At 39.0% G+C, this 19611-nt stretch carries 14 protein-coding genes; 1 reads left to right on the top strand and 13 read right to left on the bottom strand.

What is annotated here, in order from left to right; all coding sequences use genetic code 11:
- Positions 1 to 36: 36 nt before the first annotated feature.
- From HHL20_RS06400 to HHL20_RS06385, 4 genes are all read right to left on the bottom strand, one after another.
- Positions 37 to 1152 carry an endo-1,4-beta-xylanase gene (locus HHL20_RS06400; RefSeq protein ID WP_169230330.1) on the bottom strand — a complete coding sequence of 372 codons (1116 nt, stop codon included), beginning with the start codon at positions 1150 to 1152 and terminating at the stop codon, positions 37 to 39.
- A gap of 8 nt (positions 1153 to 1160) precedes the next feature.
- Entirely contained in the window at positions 1161 to 2606 is a 1446-nt protein-coding gene (locus HHL20_RS06395) for an MFS transporter (RefSeq protein ID WP_169230329.1), read from the bottom strand.
- Between the two features lie 104 nt (positions 2607 to 2710).
- Positions 2711 to 4618 (bottom strand): sialate O-acetylesterase, encoded by a 1908-nt coding sequence (locus HHL20_RS06390; protein ID WP_169230328.1) that lies wholly within the window; start codon positions 4616 to 4618, stop codon positions 2711 to 2713.
- 11 nt (positions 4619 to 4629) lie between these two features.
- Entirely contained in the window at positions 4630 to 7017 is a 2388-nt protein-coding gene (locus HHL20_RS06385; protein ID WP_169230327.1) for a glycoside hydrolase family 127 protein, read from the bottom strand.
- A gap of 523 nt (positions 7018 to 7540) precedes the next feature.
- Between HHL20_RS06385 and HHL20_RS06380 the strand changes: the two genes are divergently transcribed.
- The gene (locus HHL20_RS06380) at positions 7541 to 8227 is read left to right on the top strand and encodes an NUDIX hydrolase (RefSeq protein ID WP_169230326.1); all 687 of its coding nucleotides are present in this window, start codon (positions 7541 to 7543) and stop codon (positions 8225 to 8227) included.
- 3 nt (positions 8228 to 8230) lie between these two features.
- On the opposite strand, the gene HHL20_RS06375 is transcribed toward HHL20_RS06380, so the two are convergent.
- From HHL20_RS06375 to HHL20_RS06335, 9 genes are all read right to left on the bottom strand, one after another.
- Complete coding sequence (locus HHL20_RS06375; protein ID WP_169230325.1) at positions 8231 to 8587, bottom strand: DUF4260 domain-containing protein; 357 nt, start codon at positions 8585 to 8587, stop codon at positions 8231 to 8233.
- Positions 8588 to 8644: 57 nt separating this feature from the next.
- Positions 8645 to 9226, bottom strand: a complete 582-nt coding sequence (locus HHL20_RS06370) for a Crp/Fnr family transcriptional regulator (protein WP_169230324.1) — start codon at positions 9224 to 9226, stop codon at positions 8645 to 8647.
- A 38-nt stretch (positions 9227 to 9264) separates the two neighbouring features.
- On the bottom strand, positions 9265 to 9855 hold the full coding sequence (locus HHL20_RS06365; protein ID WP_169230323.1) for a hypothetical protein: 591 nt from the start codon (positions 9853 to 9855) through the stop codon (positions 9265 to 9267).
- 124 nt (positions 9856 to 9979) lie between these two features.
- Positions 9980 to 11707: a sodium:solute symporter family transporter gene (locus tag HHL20_RS06360; RefSeq protein WP_169230322.1), complete on the bottom strand. Its 1728-nt coding sequence runs from the start codon at positions 11705 to 11707 to the stop codon at positions 9980 to 9982.
- A 3-nt stretch (positions 11708 to 11710) separates the two neighbouring features.
- The gene (locus HHL20_RS06355) at positions 11711 to 12871 is read right to left on the bottom strand and encodes an aldose epimerase family protein (RefSeq protein WP_169230321.1); all 1161 of its coding nucleotides are present in this window, start codon (positions 12869 to 12871) and stop codon (positions 11711 to 11713) included.
- 21 nt (positions 12872 to 12892) lie between these two features.
- Entirely contained in the window at positions 12893 to 14389 is a 1497-nt protein-coding gene (gene araA / locus HHL20_RS06350; protein ID WP_169230320.1) for an L-arabinose isomerase, read from the bottom strand.
- Between the two features lie 153 nt (positions 14390 to 14542).
- Positions 14543 to 15241, bottom strand: coding sequence for an L-ribulose-5-phosphate 4-epimerase (locus HHL20_RS06345; RefSeq protein ID WP_169230319.1), 699 nt, complete (start codon positions 15239 to 15241; stop codon positions 14543 to 14545).
- A gap of 450 nt (positions 15242 to 15691) precedes the next feature.
- Positions 15692 to 17389 (bottom strand): ribulokinase, encoded by a 1698-nt coding sequence (locus tag HHL20_RS06340; protein WP_169230318.1) that lies wholly within the window; start codon positions 17387 to 17389, stop codon positions 15692 to 15694.
- Between the two features lie 218 nt (positions 17390 to 17607).
- Positions 17608 to 19590 carry an alpha-L-arabinofuranosidase C-terminal domain-containing protein gene (locus tag HHL20_RS06335; RefSeq protein ID WP_169230317.1) on the bottom strand — a complete coding sequence of 661 codons (1983 nt, stop codon included), beginning with the start codon at positions 19588 to 19590 and terminating at the stop codon, positions 17608 to 17610.
- Between the last annotated feature and the right edge of the window lie 21 nt (positions 19591 to 19611).

Genomic DNA, 19611 nt, shown 5'->3' with positions numbered 1-19611 from the left:
TTGAAAGCAATAATTCATTGTCTATCAGATAGAATATTACTTTTTTTCTTTTGTTAATTGAATGATTTTTTCAACAACTGGTTTTGCTTTAAAATTACGGTCGAAAAGTAAAGGGTAATCGGTTCTGCCTTTTACCGGGAAATCATTTTTCCATGATTGGTTGTCGGTAACGCCCCACAATGTTACTCTTCTGATTTTGTCTTCGTGTTTGATGAAAAGACGGAAGAAATCAAGATAACGATTATCCCATTCTTTCACTACATTTTCCGGAAGACCTTTGGTGTAGGGATTCATTTTTGCCTGGTATTCCACCGTATCAGAAACGTTGGCGGATGTTCCCCAAGGTGAAGGAAGCGCGCTGATTTCCATTTCGGTAACATTTACTTTTACACCTGCTGCTGCATAATCTGTTATTGCTTTTTCATATTCCGCCAGTTTAGGAGTATCCAGGCCGACGTGTGTCTGCATTCCTACGCCATCGATCCTGATTCCTCTGGATTTGAGATTTTTAACGATATTTATGACCGTTTTTACCTTTTCAGGATACCATTCGTTATAATCATTGTAATACAGTTCAGCATTCGGATCAGCTTCCTGAGCGTATTGGAATGCCAAAGGGATAAATTCTTCGCCAAGGATTTCATAAAACTTACTTTTTCTGTACGTTCCGTCTTCCATGATGGCTTCATTGACTACATCCCAACCTTTCACGCGGCCTTTGTATCTTGAAACAACGGTTGTAATGTGATTTTTCATTCGTTGTTTAAGCACTTCAGCAGAAACATCTTTCCCGTCTTTGTCCACAAAAAACCATTTTGGCAGCTGTGAATGCCAGATCAGGGTATGACCGATGATAAACATTTTGTTTTTTTCACCGAAAGCCACGAAACGGTCGGCGTCATCAAAAAAGAATTTTCCTTCCTGAGGCTGCAGGAACATCGACTTCATACAGTTTTCAGCGACGATAGAACTGAACTGTGAAGTGATAATCTGATCAGATTTCACATCTGTTCCGTTGATTTGCGGAAGGCTCATGGCTGTACCGATATAAAATTTATCTTTAAAAGCTTTCTTCAGGGAATTTTCTGTTTTCTGGGCAACTGCATTTGAGACCGCCAGGGTCATTAAGCCCAATACAATTAATCGTTTCATAGTCGTAATTATTTTCTTCTTTCGGCCAGATCTTTCTCGATCTGAACTTCCATTTTTTTGTTGATTTTATAGAATAAAAGTAATCCGCAGGCGATGAAAAACGGTATCGAAGGGAACACACTCACAAGCATCTTCGCGCCTGTTGCGACGGTTTCAGGCTGAACGGCGTTTACGCCTCCTTCAGCAGAAATATATCCGTATTTACCGATGATTAATGCCACCAAAGAACTTCCAATACTTAATCCTACTTTTAAGCCCACCATCATTGCAGAAAAGATAATAGCAGTGGCTCTCCTGTTGTTTTTCCACTCGGAATAGTCGGCTACATCGGCAATCATAGCCCAAAGTAAAGGGGTACTGATGCCATAAAAGAATCCGTGCAAAATCTGGGAAAGGAACATAACTCCTACTGCTTTCGGAGGATAAAAAATAAAGAACAGCACAAATAGCGTGGAAATAAAAAGTGATGCGATAAATGTATCCCGCTTTCCGTACTTATCGGCAAACCTTTTGGAAAAAGTAATCCCGACAATCATCATGATAATTCCACCTGCATTAAACAATCCGAAACCGGCAGATTTTGGATCTTCACCAAAGAAATTCATTCCTACCGAGTTAAAAAATGTGGTAATCGGTGAAATAAAACTTTTAAGTGAAGCTTCATCCACATAATTGTTAAAGTAATACACATAAGCACCGCCTTTCATCGCCAGGGTTATGAAAATGAAAGCTGTAACAGTAAGCATAATAATCCAGGGCCTGTTTTGGAAAACATCTTTTAAATCTTCTTTTAAGGTTGATTTCTGTTCAGGTTTTGGGATGATTCTTTCTTTGGTAGTGAAAAAGGTAATCAACAACATTACAGAGCCAATTATTGCAAGCCAGGTCATCACCGTTTCGATACCGGCTGCTTTATCTCCATTTCCTACAGATAAAATGATTGGCAACATAAATACCTGAACGAAAAACTGCGCAAACATCACCGCAACAAAACGGTAAGAAGAAATACTGTTACGTTCTGACATATCTCCCGTGATAACGCCGCTTAGTGCTGCGTACGGCAGGTTATTCGCTGCATATAACAACAGTAACAACGAGTACGTTGCTGCAGCGTAGATCATTTTACCTTTATAAGAAAAATCCGGTGTACTGAAAGCTAACAAAGCAGTAATCCCAAGCGGAACAGACGTGAAAAGAATCCACGGACGGAATTTCCCCCATCTTGTCGCGGTACGGTCTGCCAAGGCGCCAACCATCGGGTTGAAACCAAAACCGGCAATCAATCCTACAATTAATGTGATCACCGAAGCATCTTCTGCTTTGAGTCCGTAAATATCCGTATAAAAGTAGGCGAGATAGGTTACCAAAGTCTGAAAAACAAGATTGGCGGCAAGGTCTCCCAGGCTGTAGCCTATTTTTTCAATGACAGATATTTTCTGTGATGGATTGTTCATATGGTTGTAGATGATTGATTAATGATTATAGATGATAGACTGATAGATCATAGATTTTCTAAACCTGCTTCTCAAACTATAAATTCTATATGATTTTTTTAATTTTATTCTGTGGTGAAGGATGAAGCCGGAAGACCTGATTTGTTTTTTAAATTTCCGTCAGGATTGTCGGCCCAGTCATAGCGTACTGAAACGGGATCTTTAATTTCATCATTCCAGACAATAATATTTTCACCTTCTGTTTTCGCTTTTGCCCACTGGTATTTTCTGTCTTTACCTGCTATTGCAAAACCTTTTAATTCCGAAACGGGAGCAAAATCATCGGTTCCTTTTTTAAATGAAATCATGATCTTATTTCCTTCAATTTTCATGGCCTGATAAACAGGTCCGTCTGCAACAATATCTTTTTTATCAGCAATTTTCAATGCCTGCAATGCTAACCTGTCACCTACGGTTTTTTTGTCAAGCGGATGAATATCGTTCCATTCTCCAACATCGATGATTACGGCAAGTCCGGTTTGCGGAACATTGAGCGAAACTTTACGCTGCTGATCTCTGAGTTCTGCCCAGTTGCTTTCCACCGGCTGACTTTTTGCTTCCATAAAATTTGCAAGCTGAACGATCAGGAATGGAGCGTCTTTTTCGTTCCATTTTAACCGCCAATCGTTGATCATCGTGGTTAAAAGATCACCGTATTCTTTCGGTTTTCCGGTATTGCTTTCTCCCTGATACCAGATAAATCCTTTTACTTTATAGTTAATTAACGGATTGATCATAGAATTGTAAAGCCCGGTTGGTTTCCAGCGGATGAATGTCTGGCCCGGAGCCATTTTCTCCATTTTTGCACCGATTTTATATTTCCATGAACCTGTAAGATCGATTTTCTTTCCGCCGATTTCAAGATAATACGGTTTGTCAGCGATAAACTGTCCTTTTCCGCTTCCGTTGGTGATTCTTACAGCAATACTATTTTTACCTTCTTTTAAAACGCCGGCAGGAATATCATACCATCTCGGTGGATATTCATAAGTAACGTTTCCTACTTTCACCCCGTTGATATAAGTTACATCGGCATCTTTTATTCTACCAAGATTCAGGAAAGCTGCTTTTCCTGCTTCTCTTTTTGACAGTGTGATCTCTTTTCTGAACCATACCGAACCTTCAAATGGTCCTTCCTGATCTTCCCACGATCCCGGAACACTCATTGTTTTCCATGAAGAATCATCAAGATCAAATTTTTCCCAGTGCTGGTTTAAACCAATGTCGCTCTGATCAAGCTCTGTATACCAGGCTCTGCTTAAAGCCTGTTCGTTGGATTCTGTAGATTTTATCAGATCATCATTTTTCCATTTTTCAGCTTCTTCCAGATATTCAGGATATTTTTTAAGGGAATTCGCATCCATCCACGCCTGAACCGGAGAACCTCCCAAACTTGTGTGAATGATCCCTATAGGAACTTTATTTCTTTCATATAGATTTTTAGCAAAAAAATAAGCTACACCCGAAAAATTCTGAATGGTCTGTAGATTGGTGCTTTCCCATTTTCCGCCGTCAAGATCATTCTGCGCTGCTTTAAAATTGTATTTCTGCGGAACCGTAAAAAACCTGATATTCTGATTATTTACTGTTTTCATTTCCTCTCCATACAGCGGTTTTAGACGCCTCATCGGAAGTTCCATATTCGATTGTCCGGATGCCACCCAAACATCTCCGATTAAAATATCTTTAAGCGTAATGTCGTTAATGGTCATCACAAACGGTCCACCGGCTTTAAGTTCAGGAAGCATAATGTTCCAGTTGCCGCTATTATCTGCAGTTGCGGAATAAGTTTTATTTAAAAAACTAATATTTACCTTTTCTCCGGCATCCGCATAGCCCCAGATTTTAAGCTTCTGGTTCCTCTGGAGTATCATTCCGTCTGAAACCAGTGCAGGAAGCCTTACTTTAGCATCAAATAAACAGGCGCTGAAAATGGCTATTATTAGAAATAATTTTGAGCAATATATTTTCATGGGTTGATGTTTTAATTTTTATTGACAGACTTTTGGTAGTTCTGCGTAAGCAAACGAACTTCGATTATTTTTGAAGTAAGCATCTGCTCTTCTGCATAAAATTTTACACTAAGAATTTCTTTATTTTTTTCCGTTTCGGGAATTGGTAAAAGCATGAATTGAGGCGAGCTTCCGGCTTTTCCTTCCAGTTTTTTTGCTGATATTTTTTTGCCGTTGATCTCTACATTTAAAGACCGGTTGGCATTCGCATCAAAATATAAAATGTACAAATAAGCAGCATTCTTACCCTGATTTTTCATCCGGTAGCTGAACCATCCTTTGGCATCCCGGAAATGGCGGTCTTCCATATATCCGGTATTGGAATCTTTGCTTTCAAAATAATGATCAGATTCCGGCTGCTGCTCACCGAGCTGGATTTTATCTGTTGTTATAAGATCAAGTCGGCTTGCTTCGGCATCTTCTTCAGCCTTCTTTTTCTGAATAGATTCAATTTTATCCTGGTCAGCCTGAGGCCAATAGAGAATGTATCTTTCTTCCTGAATTTTGTAAAAAGGAACCAATTGAAGACCTTTATCAAACTTTTCTTTAGGATACAAACCTGTAAGAGTGAATGTAAGATCCTGATTATTAACCTGTTTTACATGATTAATAACCTCTTTACCATTTCCTAAAATCACCGGAATTTCATTCAACGGAATCTGCGGACCGTGGGCAATATGACCGCCGCGGCTGTCATCGGCCAGTAATCCCTGCTGATTTTCGGTTCCGTACGTAGCGGCAAGAACAACAGGTCCATATTTAAAAGCATAATAATCTGATTTATCAGGCAATTGCTCTGCAGAAAGATGCATCGGAAGATTCATTTCGATCACATCTCCTTTTTTCCATTTCTTATTTAAAGTAAAATAACCGTTTACATCCGGCTGTACATTTTGCTTTTTTCCGTTAATTGAAATGTTTACTTCAGAAGGACTTGTCCATTGCGGAGATCTTAGTTTCAGGTTAAAATTTCCTTTTCCGGCCAGATCAACAATCAATTTGGTGGACGGGGTTTCAGGAAAGTTATTTTCCTGTCTGATCAGAATTTTCTTTTCTGCCCATTTGAGTGTTGATGGAATGAAAAGATTAACATAAAGATCATTATCAGAATGTGCATAAATCATTTCACCATACTTGGCGTGATTTTCCAGTCCGGAACCTACACAGCACCAGAAACTTGTCTGCGGCTGTGAATATACCCGGTAATGTCCCGGACGCATTGGGGTAAAATACACAAAACCTCCTTTATCATGATTTTCTGTTGAAAGAATGTGATTATAGAGCGCACGCTCATAATAATCCATATAATATGACTTGGGCAAAGTGGCGAAAAGCTCTTTGGTAAGTTTCAGCATGTTGTAGGTGTTGCAGGTTTCGGGACCTTCAATACTTTTAATCATGCTGCTGAAATCATTAACAGGATTAAAATGCTCACTGACGCTGTTTCCACCGATAACGGAAGATCTTTTTTCAGTGACATTGTGCCAGAAAAAATCTGCAGCATTGTTCCACTGCTGGTTATTCTCCATATCTGCAATACGCTTGTAACCGATCACTTTAGGAATCTGGGTATTGGCATGAATTCCTGTAAGTTTATCCTCCCCTAAAAGCAGCGGATTAAGAATTGCCTGATGAGAAAACCTATGGGCAAGCTGAAGGTATTTTTTATCACCGGTAATTTCATAGACATCGGCAAAAACTTCATTCAATCCGCCGTGTTCACTGCGAAGCATCTCCTGAATCTGCTCATCAGACAGTGTGGAAACTTCATTGGCCATCCAGTCGGTAAGTTTTACCAACATATTTTTTGCTTTCTCGCTTCCTGCATACCAATAGGCATCACGAAGTCCTGCATATATTTTATGAATATTATAAAGAGGGACCCAACGGTCGTTCAATCCAAAACCTGAAGCGCGAATATTTCCCTCCGAAATTTCTTTCCATATTTTTTTTCCTGAAGGTATTCCTGAAACATAGCCGTTTCCGGATGCATTCTGGCAACGATCAAGCTCATCGATCATATAATCAAGCCTTTGTTTGATTTTTTGATCTCCTGTTGAAGCATACATTAATGACAGGGCAGAAATATAATGTCCTCCGATATGTCCGTCCAAACCGGTATTTTCCCAGTTGGGATAATTCTCTGCTTTTTGCTGTAAACCTGCTTCTTTGAGATAAGGAGCCAACAGCCTGTCGGGCTCCATCGACATCATATATTTCCTGTCAGCCTGCATGGCTTTATCGAAAATACTTTCCGAGAGCCTGACATCCTTCAGCGGGAAATATTGTACTTTCTGATTTACCTGTGCAAAAGTAAGTGACGAAAATGCGAATACGATTATGGAGAATTTTCGGTTCATTAATAAATGTTATTTCAACATTTCTAAAATAAAAGAAAGAATTTATATACAAAACATTTTAAGAGCGAACACGATAAAATCATTTTCGGAAAAGGATTTGGGGAAGCTTCTGAACTGATAAATCCTTGTAAGCTTATCATAAAAAATAAGATTATACATTCATAAGAAAATCAGTGTTATAAAATTAAATGTTTGTGTACAAAATGAATACAGAACATTTAAGCAGAATCAATAATAATTACATCAGCAACTTATCGTATTTTTAATAGTAAGGTTAAAAAATCAGTTTTTTAACATTTATAAAATTAAATTTTAAAAATTAACATAATTTTAACATTAACTTTACCTGTAATTCATCTGTTTTTAAGAAAAAATTACCTGACTTACCCTATATTCTTCTCCCAAAATCTTCTTCGAGGCTGTTGTTTTAGTACATTATAAATAAATGTATTAAGAAAGTGTAAAAAATACATTTATGCTTTATTGTATGGTTAAATACTTTACCTTTGTATAAACTATAAAGATGACCCAGGATTATTCTCAATATCCAAGACATTTGGTAGCCGTTGACTGTATTATTTTCGGATTCGACGGTGAAAATCTTAAAATTCTTCTTGTTCAAAGGAATTTCGAACCCAAGATGGGAGAATGGTCTTTAATGGGAGGTTTCATCGGAAGCGACGAAACTTCTGACGAAGCAGCACAGCGTGTTCTTCAGACACTCACGGGCCTTGAAAATATTTATCTTGAGCAGCTCAGCTGTTATACCCAAATTGATCGCGAACCCACAGCAAGAATCATGTCGATTTCTTACTATGCGTTGATTAATATTGAGAATAATATTCATATTAACGAAAAGTACAACGCTAAATGGTTCGATCTCCAGGATTTCCCCAGTCTTATTTTTGATCACAACGAAATGGTAAAAGATGCCGTTCTGCGTCTTAGAAGAAGAGCTTCCACGCGACCAATCGGCTTTGAACTTCTTCCTGAAAAATTTACGATGAAAGACCTGCAAAATCTGTATGAGGCCATCTTCAACGAACAATATGACAAGCGGAATTTTATCAGTAAAATCAATGCGCTGGATATCCTGATAAAAACTGAAGAAAAAGATATGACCTCCTCTAAAAAGGGATCCTTTTTATATCGTTTTGATGAGGATCAATATCAAAAAAAGCTTGCGGAAGGATTTATGTTTAAGATTTAAACATTATGATTTCTTTCCGATCCAGCCTAAATGGGTGTGCTTAAAATCATCCTTAAATTTCAATCCGTATCCGAAAACCCTGTCCATTGCAGAATGTGCAAATAGAATAACCCCTATAAATTCCACAATCTGAATTTTGAGGTAGAATCCTAAAACCAAAATAAACACTGCGAGCAATTTATGATGGAAAAAATTGTAAAGCCAGGCTCCTATTTTAGAATTGATTAAATAGCCGGCCATCGACACGTCGGGAAGCAAGAGGCAAAGTGGAAAAAGCCACCACTGAAATCCTATCTGAATAAAAAGAAAAATAGCAAGACCAAATTGTCCCAATTCTTCGAGCTGTAAAAGATGTTTCATGTCTAATATTTATCAGACAAATTTCTGACAATTCAACATATGTTCTCTTGACAAAAATCAAGAATTTTGTGCCTTTCGTTTTCTTATTCTACTGAATGTTTCCGGTGTCATTCCCAGAACTGAAGCAATATATTGTAGCGGAACCAGATGAAATAATTCTTTATGCTGCTCAAAATACCGATTATACCGTTCTTCCGCCGTCATCGAAAGATGCGAAAAAATACGGTCTTCCATCATTGCAAAACATTTAATAATAAATTGTTTCTCAATTTCAATCCATTTTGGAAATTTCCGGCAAAGTGTTATATAATCTGTTTTTGAAATAGATAACAATTCTGCTTCGGTGAACGCCTGTATTGTCCATCGATTGGGTTGATTAAAGAAAAATCCCATCAATTCGGTTACGAAAAAATCTTTGGTCGAAAGCCATTGTGTAATTTCTCTGCCATCTTCCGACAAAGCATATACCCGAAGAATTCCTGATTTTACGATACTCAGTTTATTGCAAATCTGTCCGGATTCTGTAAATTTTTCATTATGGTTCAGCTTTTCTTCTTTAAAGTACGAATGAATAACTGCTAAATCATCCTGACCAAGCGCCCCGAAATGTTCCTGTACTAACCGGTTGAAATCTTTCATCTGAAAATTCTTCTGCTGCTATTATAATTCAAATAATATCATTCCTGATTGAGATCCCGTTTTAAACTATTGAGAACATCTTTTGCTGAAGGAATATTTCCCAGGTTCGTTTTTATCTTTTCGAATAAATCAGAGAATCTGGCTTCCCCATTTAAAACCTTTAAAGAATATTCAAAAGGATACAACGAGAGTACGCCACCGTTCCTGTCATATTTTAATGTCATGAATCTCAGCGGAAATTCAGGTGTTTTATCATTAAAAAGTTTAAAATCCCACTCATTAACCAGGAAATAAGAAAACGCGATGGTGATTATTAAGCCAATCTGTTTGTCGTCCTGGTCAAACTGCCTGCAATATTCATAGAATCCCACTCCTTCCTGCACAGCCTGATCGATATTCAGCGGATGGTAAATCGGCTGATCTATAATGGGCTTGATTTTATTGTCAATGAAAAAGCTTTCAAGCATCTTAAAAGAGCCGTCTACCAACAAATCATTTTCAGAAAGCTCCTGTTCGGTGTATCTTCCTTTGAAATATTCTTCAGTATAGACTTCTTTTAATCCCGGAGCTTTATGATTTTCGTTGTTCGTTACCTTATTTTTTGAGAAAATTTTTCTGAAGAAACTCATGCTGTTTAATTTTTGTTAAAAGTTTTGCGCCAAATATACAAGTATTATACGACGTAGAATGTAACCAGATTAAAAAAGGCAGTATTCAAGATGAATACTGCCTTTTCTTTACCTATTTTTAATTTTACCAGAACCTCACATACAGTGCAGTAAGTAAAAGTAAAGTAACCACAATAAGAACCAGCGTCCTGTTATCAACCTTAAACATCGAGGCATCAATAGCAAACGCTTTCGGATTTATTTTCGGTCCGGAAAGGCTTATCAATATCATTACAATAATGGTAATGACGAACGACCATCCCATATTGATCAAAAACGGAATCTCCGTAATCGTATGAACGACCCCACCTTCTAATTTCTCATAGGTGAAAGCCGTATATAGCCAAGTCTCTTTTCCGAAAAGATCTACAGCAAAACTGTTGAAAAATATTGCCAGAACAAAACCTAAGATTACCCCGACCAAAGCCGCCGTTCCGGTTGTTCTTTTCCAGAACATTCCCAACAGGAACATGGCAAAAACTCCGGGACTGATAAATCCTGTATACTTTTGAATGAAAGTAAAACCACCTTCTCCACCGATTCCCAAAACATCGGTCCAGGTAAATGCCAATGCCAGGAACATTGCAATGATAATAGCCCATCTTCCGGTTCTTACCATCTGGATTTCAGTAGCATCTGCCTTCAGGTATTTTTTATAAATATCTAAAGTAAAAATCGTAGAAATACTGTTCACTTTTCCGGCCAGCGAAGCTACAATTGCCGCCGTTAAAGCTGCAACGGCAAGTCCTTTCAGTCCTACCGGTAAGAATCCTAAAATTGCAGAATAAGCCCCGTCTTTTACCCCATTGAAACCGGGTAAATGTCCTTTTGAATACAGCACATACGCTGCAATCCCCGGAAGCATTACGATGATCGGCATGAATAATTTTAAAAACCCGGCAAAAAGAATTCCGGTTCTAGCCGTTTTCAGATCTGCTCCTAAAGCACGCTGCGTAATATATTGGTTGCAACCCCAATAATTCAGGTTTACAATCCACTGTCCCGCAAAATACATCGCCAATCCCGGAAGGACTACATATTTCTGAACATTCAGGTTTTCAGGCATTGCCAAAGTGGTAGTTGTTGTTTTTGGTTTTTCAAGGATTAGCTTAAAATGCTGCGGCGCTTCATTAATCAGTGTGTTGAAACCAGCCAATGCGTTTCCTACAGCAGCGCCATTGATTCTCTGATCAACGATTTGCAATGCCATATAAACGGTTGCAAAACCGCCGATAATTAAAACCGCCACCTGAATTACATCTGTATAACCGATTACTTTCATACCGCCAAGTCCAATCAGCAAAGCCATTAAAAGCAATCCGATCATAATGATATGAAGATTGTCTCCGCCAAGCAGCGTATCAATCGCTAAAGCACCAAGGTAAAGGATTGAAGTGAGGTTAACGATTACATATAAAAACAGCCAGAACACAGCCATAATCAGCGAAACCGACTTATTGTAGCGGGTTTCGAGGAACTGAGGCATGGTGTAAATCTTATTTTTCAGATAGATCGGGATAAACCAAACGGCAATAATAATTAAAGCTATTGCGGCAATCCATTCATAAGCGGCAACGGCAATTCCTACGAAAAAACCTTCGCCGGACATTCCGATAAATTGTTCCGCGGAAATATTGGAGGCTATTAAACTTGCGCCAATCGCCCACCAGGTAAGCGAACCTTCAGCCAGAAAGTAATCTTTACTGCCCGTTGCCGAAGATTTTTTCCTGTTATAGATCCAGATCCCGTATCCGGCTACCACCACAAAATAGATTAAAAATATGATGATATCAAGAGTTGCTAAATTCCCCATACTTTATTTTTTAACTGAGAACTTATAAATGGTTTTCGACTGGTATTTTTCTCCCGGCTTCAGCTCTGTAGAAGGGAATGAAGGCTGGTTGGGAGAATCCGGAAAATGCTGGGTTTCCAGGCAGAAACCTGTTCGTTTCTGATATTTACCGCCGGTCTTCGTATCAAACTTTCCGTCAAGGAAATTTCCTGAATAGAACTGAACTCCCGGTTCATCGGTAAGCACTTCCATCATTCTTCCTGATTCCGGATGATAGACTTTAGCAATGCTTCTCAAGCCGCTCCCGTTCAGAATCCAGTTATGATCGTAGCCTTTTCCTCTTTTCAATTGCTCATCATCAGCGTTAATGTCTTTCCCGATCGGTTTAGAAACCGTGAAATCAAACGGACTGCCTTTTACGCTTTTTTGTTCACCAACAGGAATAATATTTTCATTAACCGGTAAAAATTTATCACCGTTAATCTGCAGTTCATGGTCCGTAATTTCTTTTGTAAAATTTCCGGAAAGATTGAAATACGAATGCTGTGTAAGATTTACGATTGTAGGTTTATCTGTTTCTGCTTCATAGGAGATTTCGAGAGCGTTATCGTCTGTCAAAGTGTAAAAAACAGTGGTCGTCAATTTCCCGGGAAAGCCTTCTTCTCCATCAGCGCTCGTATAAGTAAGCTTTAAAGTCGAGAACTGTGCATCTTTCACAGGTTCAATATTCCAAAATTTAGTATTGAAACCTTCTTTTCCTCCGTGAAGGCTGTTTGGGCCGTCATTTTTATCCACGTCATATGTTTTGCCTTCCAAAGTGAATCTGGCATTGGCTATTCTGTTTCCGTAACGTCCGATTAAAGCTCCGAAGAAGTATGGATTTCCATTGAAATACTCTTCCGGTTTGGTAAAGCCCAGCACAACATCTCCATATTTCCCGTTTTTGTCAGGAGCGGTGAGCGAAGTAATGATTCCACCGAAATTGATAACTTCCACCGTCATTCCGTTTTTATTGGTAAGAGTGAATTTTTTAATGGAATCACCTTTAGCAGTTACTCCGTAATCTGAAATCTTTATATTTTCCATATGTTCTGGATGAGTTTTTGGTTGATTTTCCTTTTTATTGCAGCCGAAAATACATAAAACGGCCAAAAGAATTATCAGGTTCATGCCTGTTTTTTTCATTTTTCTGAATATTTTGCAAGTTTAACGATAATATATTTCATTCCAACGAAGCGTATTCTTAAAATCACGGATTTTTGTGTTTTCATCAATGACCAGAGATTCAATACCCGCCATCTCCGCGAAGTCTTCCAACTGTTCCGCACTGATATTCTCACTGTAACAGGTATGGTGCGCACCTCCTGCAAGAATCCATGCTTCGGCGGCAGTATAAAGATCCGGAAGTGGTTTCCAGAGTACCCTCGCAACAGGAAGTTTCGGAAGCTCTTCGGTGATTTCCAATGCTTTTGTTTTGTTGATTAATAATCTGAAATGATTTCCAAAATCCATCAAAGCAGCATTTAAAGAATCAATATTTCCTCTTGAATTAAATACCAAACGAACAGGATCTGCTTTTCCACCAATTCCTAACGGATGAATTTCACAAGAAGGTTTGTCAACCGCCAAAACCGGATCTACTTCCAGCATGTGAGAACCTAAAACGGAAGGATTTGATGGATTTAAATGATACGTATAATCCTCCATAAAAGCATTTCCGCCTTCCAATCCCTGTCCCATTGTTTTCATAGCACGGACGAGGGCTGCTGTTTTCCAGTCGCCTTCTCCGGCAAATCCATATCCTTTCTGCATGAGTCGCTGTACGGCAATTCCAGGAAGCTGTTCCAAACCGTGAAGGTCTTCGAAAGTATCTGAAAAACCTTTAAAATTTCCGTCCTTTAGGAATTTTTCCAGTCCCAGCTCGATTCTTGCTGCAACTTCAAGAGATTTTCTGTTGGCCCCTCCTGAAAGAAGTGATGCTGCCATTTTGTATGAAGCTTCATATTCTTCCATCAAAGTTTTCACTTCTCCGTCACCAATGGAATTAATAACACTTACCAAATCTCCTATTCCCCAAGTATTAACCGAAAATCCGAATTTAGTTTCTGCTTCCACTTTATCGCCATCCGTAACCGCAACAAATCTCATATTGTCACCAAAACGGGCGAATTTTGCACCCTGCCAGTCGTCCCAGCCAGCTGCAACTCTACTCCATTCTCCGATTAGTTTCTGAACCCTTTCTTCAGCCCAATGTCCTACGACGACTTTTCTGTTTTTGCGAAGACGGCTTACCATAAATCCAAATTCCCTGTCGCCGTGAGCAGCCTGATTCAGGTTCATAAAGTCCATATCCATCGTAGACCACGGAATATCCTGGTTGAACTGGGTATGAAGATGCAGCATTGGTTTTTGCAAAGCGGTTAGTCCGCGAATCCACATTTTTGCGGGTGAAAATGTGTGCATCCAGGTTACAATTCCGATACAATCTTTTGCGAAATTAGCAGCGGTTAAGGTTTCGAAAATTTCTTCAGTCGTCTTTACCGTAGGTTTTAAAACTACTTGTACAGGAATCTGTGACGAAGCGTTGAATGCTTCTACAATTTTAGCCGAATGCTCGGCAACCTGCTGTAATGTTTCCGGGCCGTATAAGTGCTGGCTTCCGGTGATGAACCATATTTCTTTGGTATTGAGAGGTGTTAACATAGTTATAATTGATAATTGATAATTGATAATTAATTTTTATTTTTTCGTTTATCCATAGGTTTTACCTACGGCTACTGATGTTGAACCCTTCGGGTTCGTCTTTTTAGACACAGACGATAGCCATAAGCTAAAAGCCATTTGCCGGAAGCCAACTTATTGTCCGTAATAGGCATTTTTACCGTGTTTGCGTTCATAATGTTTTTTGATCAAAGAATCTTTAAGTCGCAGTGCAGCTGGATTAATCTGTCTTGTGAGATAGGCCATTTCAGCAATTGTTTCCAAGACTTTGCTGTTGTAAACTGCTTTTTCAGCATTTTTCCCCCAGGTGAATGGACCGTGATTACCGATGAGCACCATTTCCACTTCTTCGTAAGACAGCTTTCTTTCTTTAAAACAATCGAGGATTTGAATTCCGGTGTTGTATTCGTAATTGCCTTCTATTAAGTCATCCCGCATCGGTGGTGCGCAGGGAATATCTGCTGTTAAATGATCTGCATGGGTGGTTCCGAAAATCGGAATGTCCATCTGTGCCTGTGCCCAAGCCACGGAATAAATGGCGTGCGTATGTGAAATCCCGCCGATGTTTTCCCAATTTTTGTACAGATAAGCGTGGGTTTTGGTATCAGAAGAAGGTCTTAGATTTCCTTCGATGATATTGGCGTCATAATCCAAAATTACAATATCTTCAGGCTTTAACAACTCGTAAGGAACACCACTCGGTTTGATGGCAAAGATTCCTTTATCCCGGTCAACAGCACTTACATTTCCGAATGTATACACTACCAGCTTCAATGCATCGAGCTGCATATTGGCTTCGTAACATTCTCTTTTTAATTCTTTATAGATGCTCATTTTTTAATTTTTATTAACAGAGTGCGCAAAGTTTTTTTTGACTACTACCTGTATTTAAGGTCGCAAAGGCGTTTGACTTCGTCGAATCTTCGATTTCACTAGGCAAAGACTAACTTTTCCTTATGGTCTTTTTCTGGTATTACGTTTTTCAATTGCGTCGGGCTTTAGCCCGATGTCTGATTTTATCTTTGTTCGGCTTTAGCCAAAATTTATATTCAAATTTTAACTATTGAATTACCCGCAGTCCGACCTTAGTGGAGCTCTTTTTGTGTAGCGAAGCGTAACAAAAAAGCGGGAACCCTTCGACAAGCTCAGGATAAACTACAGGCAGATAAAGCTGCCATAAATAATTTTTAGTTGTTGGTTTTTGGTTGATTGTTGTTAAATGATGTCTGATTTGATCAGCTATTAACAGGGCGCTCTTACGGAGCTTTTATTTAATTACCACCTCTATAAACTCCTAGCAGTCAACTTTTTCTTTGCTTTGATATTATTTTCAGTGAAATCGGCGAGAATCTGGTATTGCTCCATTAATTCCGCATATTTTTCAATCTGCTCTGGCTGCGGGAAATATTCTGCTTCGAAATCAGAACCCATTTTCTGGCTTGCTTCGTGAACCGATGAATAAACTCCTGCGGCTACTGCTGCGTAAATTGCTGCCCCTAATGCAGGTGCCTGATCTGATGCCGCAACAACAATTGGTTTGTTGAGAACATTGGCCAACGTCTGCATAATAAACGGCGACTTTCTGGCAACACCCCCGATTCCGATTACCTTTTCGATTTTTACACCTTCCTCTTCAAAACGGTCAACAATTTTTTTGGACCCGAAACAAATAGCATTCACTAAAGCCCTGAAAATATGAGGTGCTTTTGTTCCCAACGAAAGATTGCTAATCGCCATTTTTAGTTCCTGATTAGCATCAGGAGTTCTGCGGCCGTTGATCCAATCCAAGGCAATAGGAACAGCTTCGGAAAGTAGGATTTTTTCGGCTTCAAGGGTAAGGTTCCTGATAAGGCTGTGTTCCATTTCTTCTTTCAACAGCTGTTTTTGATGGTCATCAATTGCGTTGGAATTCATCAGAATACTTTGAGTAGGCCACAGCAAGATGTCTTTGAACCAGGCCAACACATCTCCAAATGCGGACTGACCTGCTTCCAGCCCCATTAATCCCGGAATAACAGAGCCATCTACCTGCCCGCAAATTCCTTTCACGGTTTTGTCTCCTATTAATTCATTGGGAGCCACCATGATATCACAGGTTGATGTTCCCATAATTCGGATCAGCGTATTTTCTTCGACTTTTGCGCCAACAGCTCCGGAATGGGCATCGAAAGTTCCGACAGCAATCACCGTGTTGGTTGTTAAGCCCAATTTTGTTGCCCACTCTTTATTAAGATTTCCTGCAACTTCGTCGGAAGTGTAGGTTTTATTATACAATCTGTCACGAAGTTCTGCCAATGAAGAGTCCAGCTGATTAAGAAAATCTCCGGAAGGAAGTCCATCCCACGACTCATGCCACATTGCTTTGTGACCGGCTGCGCAACGGCTTCTTTTAAAAGTGGTAATATCCTGATGATCTGAAAGCATAAAGGTGAGATAATCACAATGTTCCATCCAGCTGTACGCTGCATTCTTCACATTTTCATCCTGTCGGTGGATATGAAGGATCTTCGCCCAAAACCATTCGGAAGAATAAATTCCGCCTTCAAACCTAGTGTAATCTTCTTCGCCCCAGTTTCTTGCTAAATAGTTGATTTCTTCGGCTTCAGTGATGGATGTGTGATCTTTCCAAAGGACCATCATTGCATTGGGATTTTCTGCAAATTCAGGTAATAAGGCCAATGCTGTACCTTCTTTGTTTACAGGCAATGGTGATGAGCCGGTAGTGTCTATACAAATTCCGACAATCTGTTCCGGTGCGGCTCCACTTTCTTTCACAACGGCGGAAATAGTTTTCTGCAATCCTTCGATATGATCAAGAGGATGCTGACGAAACTGGTTTTCCTGAGGACTGCAGTATTTTCCTTCTTTCCATCGTTGATAGTAGCTGACGGAAGCAGCGAGTTCTGCACCGTTTTCCGTGTCAATCAATACGGCACGAACGGAATCTGTTCCGTAGTCTAAGCCGATAACATATTTTTTCATTAATAAAAATGATTAATTTGATTATTGTTTTTTAACTCTTTAAAAATAAAATGTGCAATGGATTACATTCCGTAAGGAAATTATATTAATTTTTAATTTATCTCAAAGAAAACCTCACATTCCTGTTTTACAGTTAAAACAAATATAAGATTCTATTTTAAATAAATGTAATATTTACACTTAATTTTTATTTTTCTTTTATTGATGGGAGTTTACGGCTATTTTATTTTTAAAATTACCAATGAATTTGCAGGAATGTCAACCAAAATTTTTCCAATTTTTATAGTCTGGATTTCTTCTTTTGGTTTGATGGTTTCGGACTGGAAATTATTTTCATCGGTAAGTTCTGAAGAAGTCAATACAATTTTTGTGAGTTGACTGCCTATTTTAATGTTTTTTGGGTTAATTTCCACCGAAGTTTCCTTTGGATCTGAATTAACTATTTTAATGATTATTTCTCCTTTTTTAAGATCAAGAACTGCCGATGCAAAGAGATTATTTTCACCTTTGAGAGGCTTTCCGTTTTTGGAAATAGTAAGTAAGTCGGTTCCTTTGTTGTTGGAAAATAATTGCTGAACATAGTAATTCGGGGTTGCGTAAGATTTAAGATTGTTGAACCAGATCAGATCCGGTGTCCACTGCCACCCTTCTGCATGGGCAAAAAGCGGTGCGTAGGAAGTCATGGTCACTACATCAGCATTTCGTTCCAGACCGGTCATAAAAGCGGCTTCCGAAAGTGCGGTAAGCCAGTTGTTCTTGTTATCCGGTTTTACGACACCTACCGATTGAGCGGCGTATTCCCCGGCAAAAACTTTAGGTCCGGATCTATCGTAATCATCATATCTTCCTGCATTTTTGAAAAACCATTCCGGTGAATTATAATAATGCTCGTCAACGATCTGGGCATTAAGTTTTTTAAGCTCTTTCCAGCCATAATCGAAGAATTCTCCGTCAGGTGACGGTCCGCTTCCGGAAATGATTTTGATATCTGGATATTTTGCGTGAATCGCTTTTTCAAAAACTTTGTAGCGTTCGATATAGTCTTCGCCCCACTGCTCGTTTCCTACACCGATGAATTTCATATTGAAAGGTTTTGGATGTCCCATTTCAGAACGAATTTTTCCCCATTTTGTATTGGAATTACCGTTTGCAAACTCTATCAAATCCAAAGCGTCCTGAACATACGGATCTAAATCTTCCATTTTTACGAGTTCGGCAGTATTGAATTGGCACGCCATTCCGCAGCTTAAAATAGGAAGCGGTTCTGCACCTAAGTCCTCCGCCAATTGGAAATATTCAAAAAAGCCAAAGCCGAAAGACTGCCAGTAATCCGGTGTTAGACGATGCGCAAATCCATTGTTCCATTTGTTGATAAGGTTTTCCCGATCCTCTACCTTACCAATCGTTTTTTTCCACTGGTAGCGTTCTGCCAACGTTCTGCCTTCCACAATACATCCACCCGGAAAACGTAAAAATCCCGGCTGCAAGTCGTATAATTTTTCAACAAGATCTTTTCTTAAACCGCCTTTTCTACCTTTCCATGTGTCTTGCGGAAAGAGAGAAATCATATCCATATTCACCACACCTTTTCCTGTAAATCTGATCTGAAGCTTTGCTTTCTCAATAGTTTTGGAAGGCCTAAAAACCATATTATATTTTTGCCAGCCTTGTCCTTTTATCATTAAGGAGACTGAGGAAATCACAGATCCTTTTTCGTCTATGAGACTTGCATTAACCGCTGAAATATTTCCTGAAGCATTTTCGAGATTGAAAGTAAAATCATAATTTTCATCCTGATGAAGCCCGATTCCTCTGAAACCTTCGTTTTCCAGCAGGTAGTTTTTATCATTCTCAACCGTTATTCTTGCGTAGTTTTTGTTGGTTTTAGATTTGTCCGTTATAATCGTCAGAAAACCGGAATCCAGATTAGGAGAAAGTGTTTTTGTGTTAGGCTGTTTCCAGCCTGTCAACGGTTCATCAAATTCAAAGCTGCGGTTTTTGATTAGTTCTGCATACAAACCGCCATCTGCCGCAAAGTTGATATCTTCAAAGAAGATTCCGTACATCGTAGGCTGGATTTTAATGTTAGTCGACGTTCCGTCTAAATCTAAAAAATGTTTTTTGACATTTCCATTTTGTGCTGAAAAAAATGCAACACTTAGCGAAATAACTGCTGTTAATATTTTGGTTTTTGTTTTCATTTAAATTAAAAAAAATGAATT

The sequence above is a fragment of the Chryseobacterium cheonjiense genome (assembly GCF_012927265.1).
Lineage (GTDB): Bacteria > Bacteroidota > Bacteroidia > Flavobacteriales > Weeksellaceae > Chryseobacterium > Chryseobacterium cheonjiense.
Note: the sequence above shows the minus strand (reverse complement) of the source record. Positions and strands in the feature narration are given on the sequence as shown.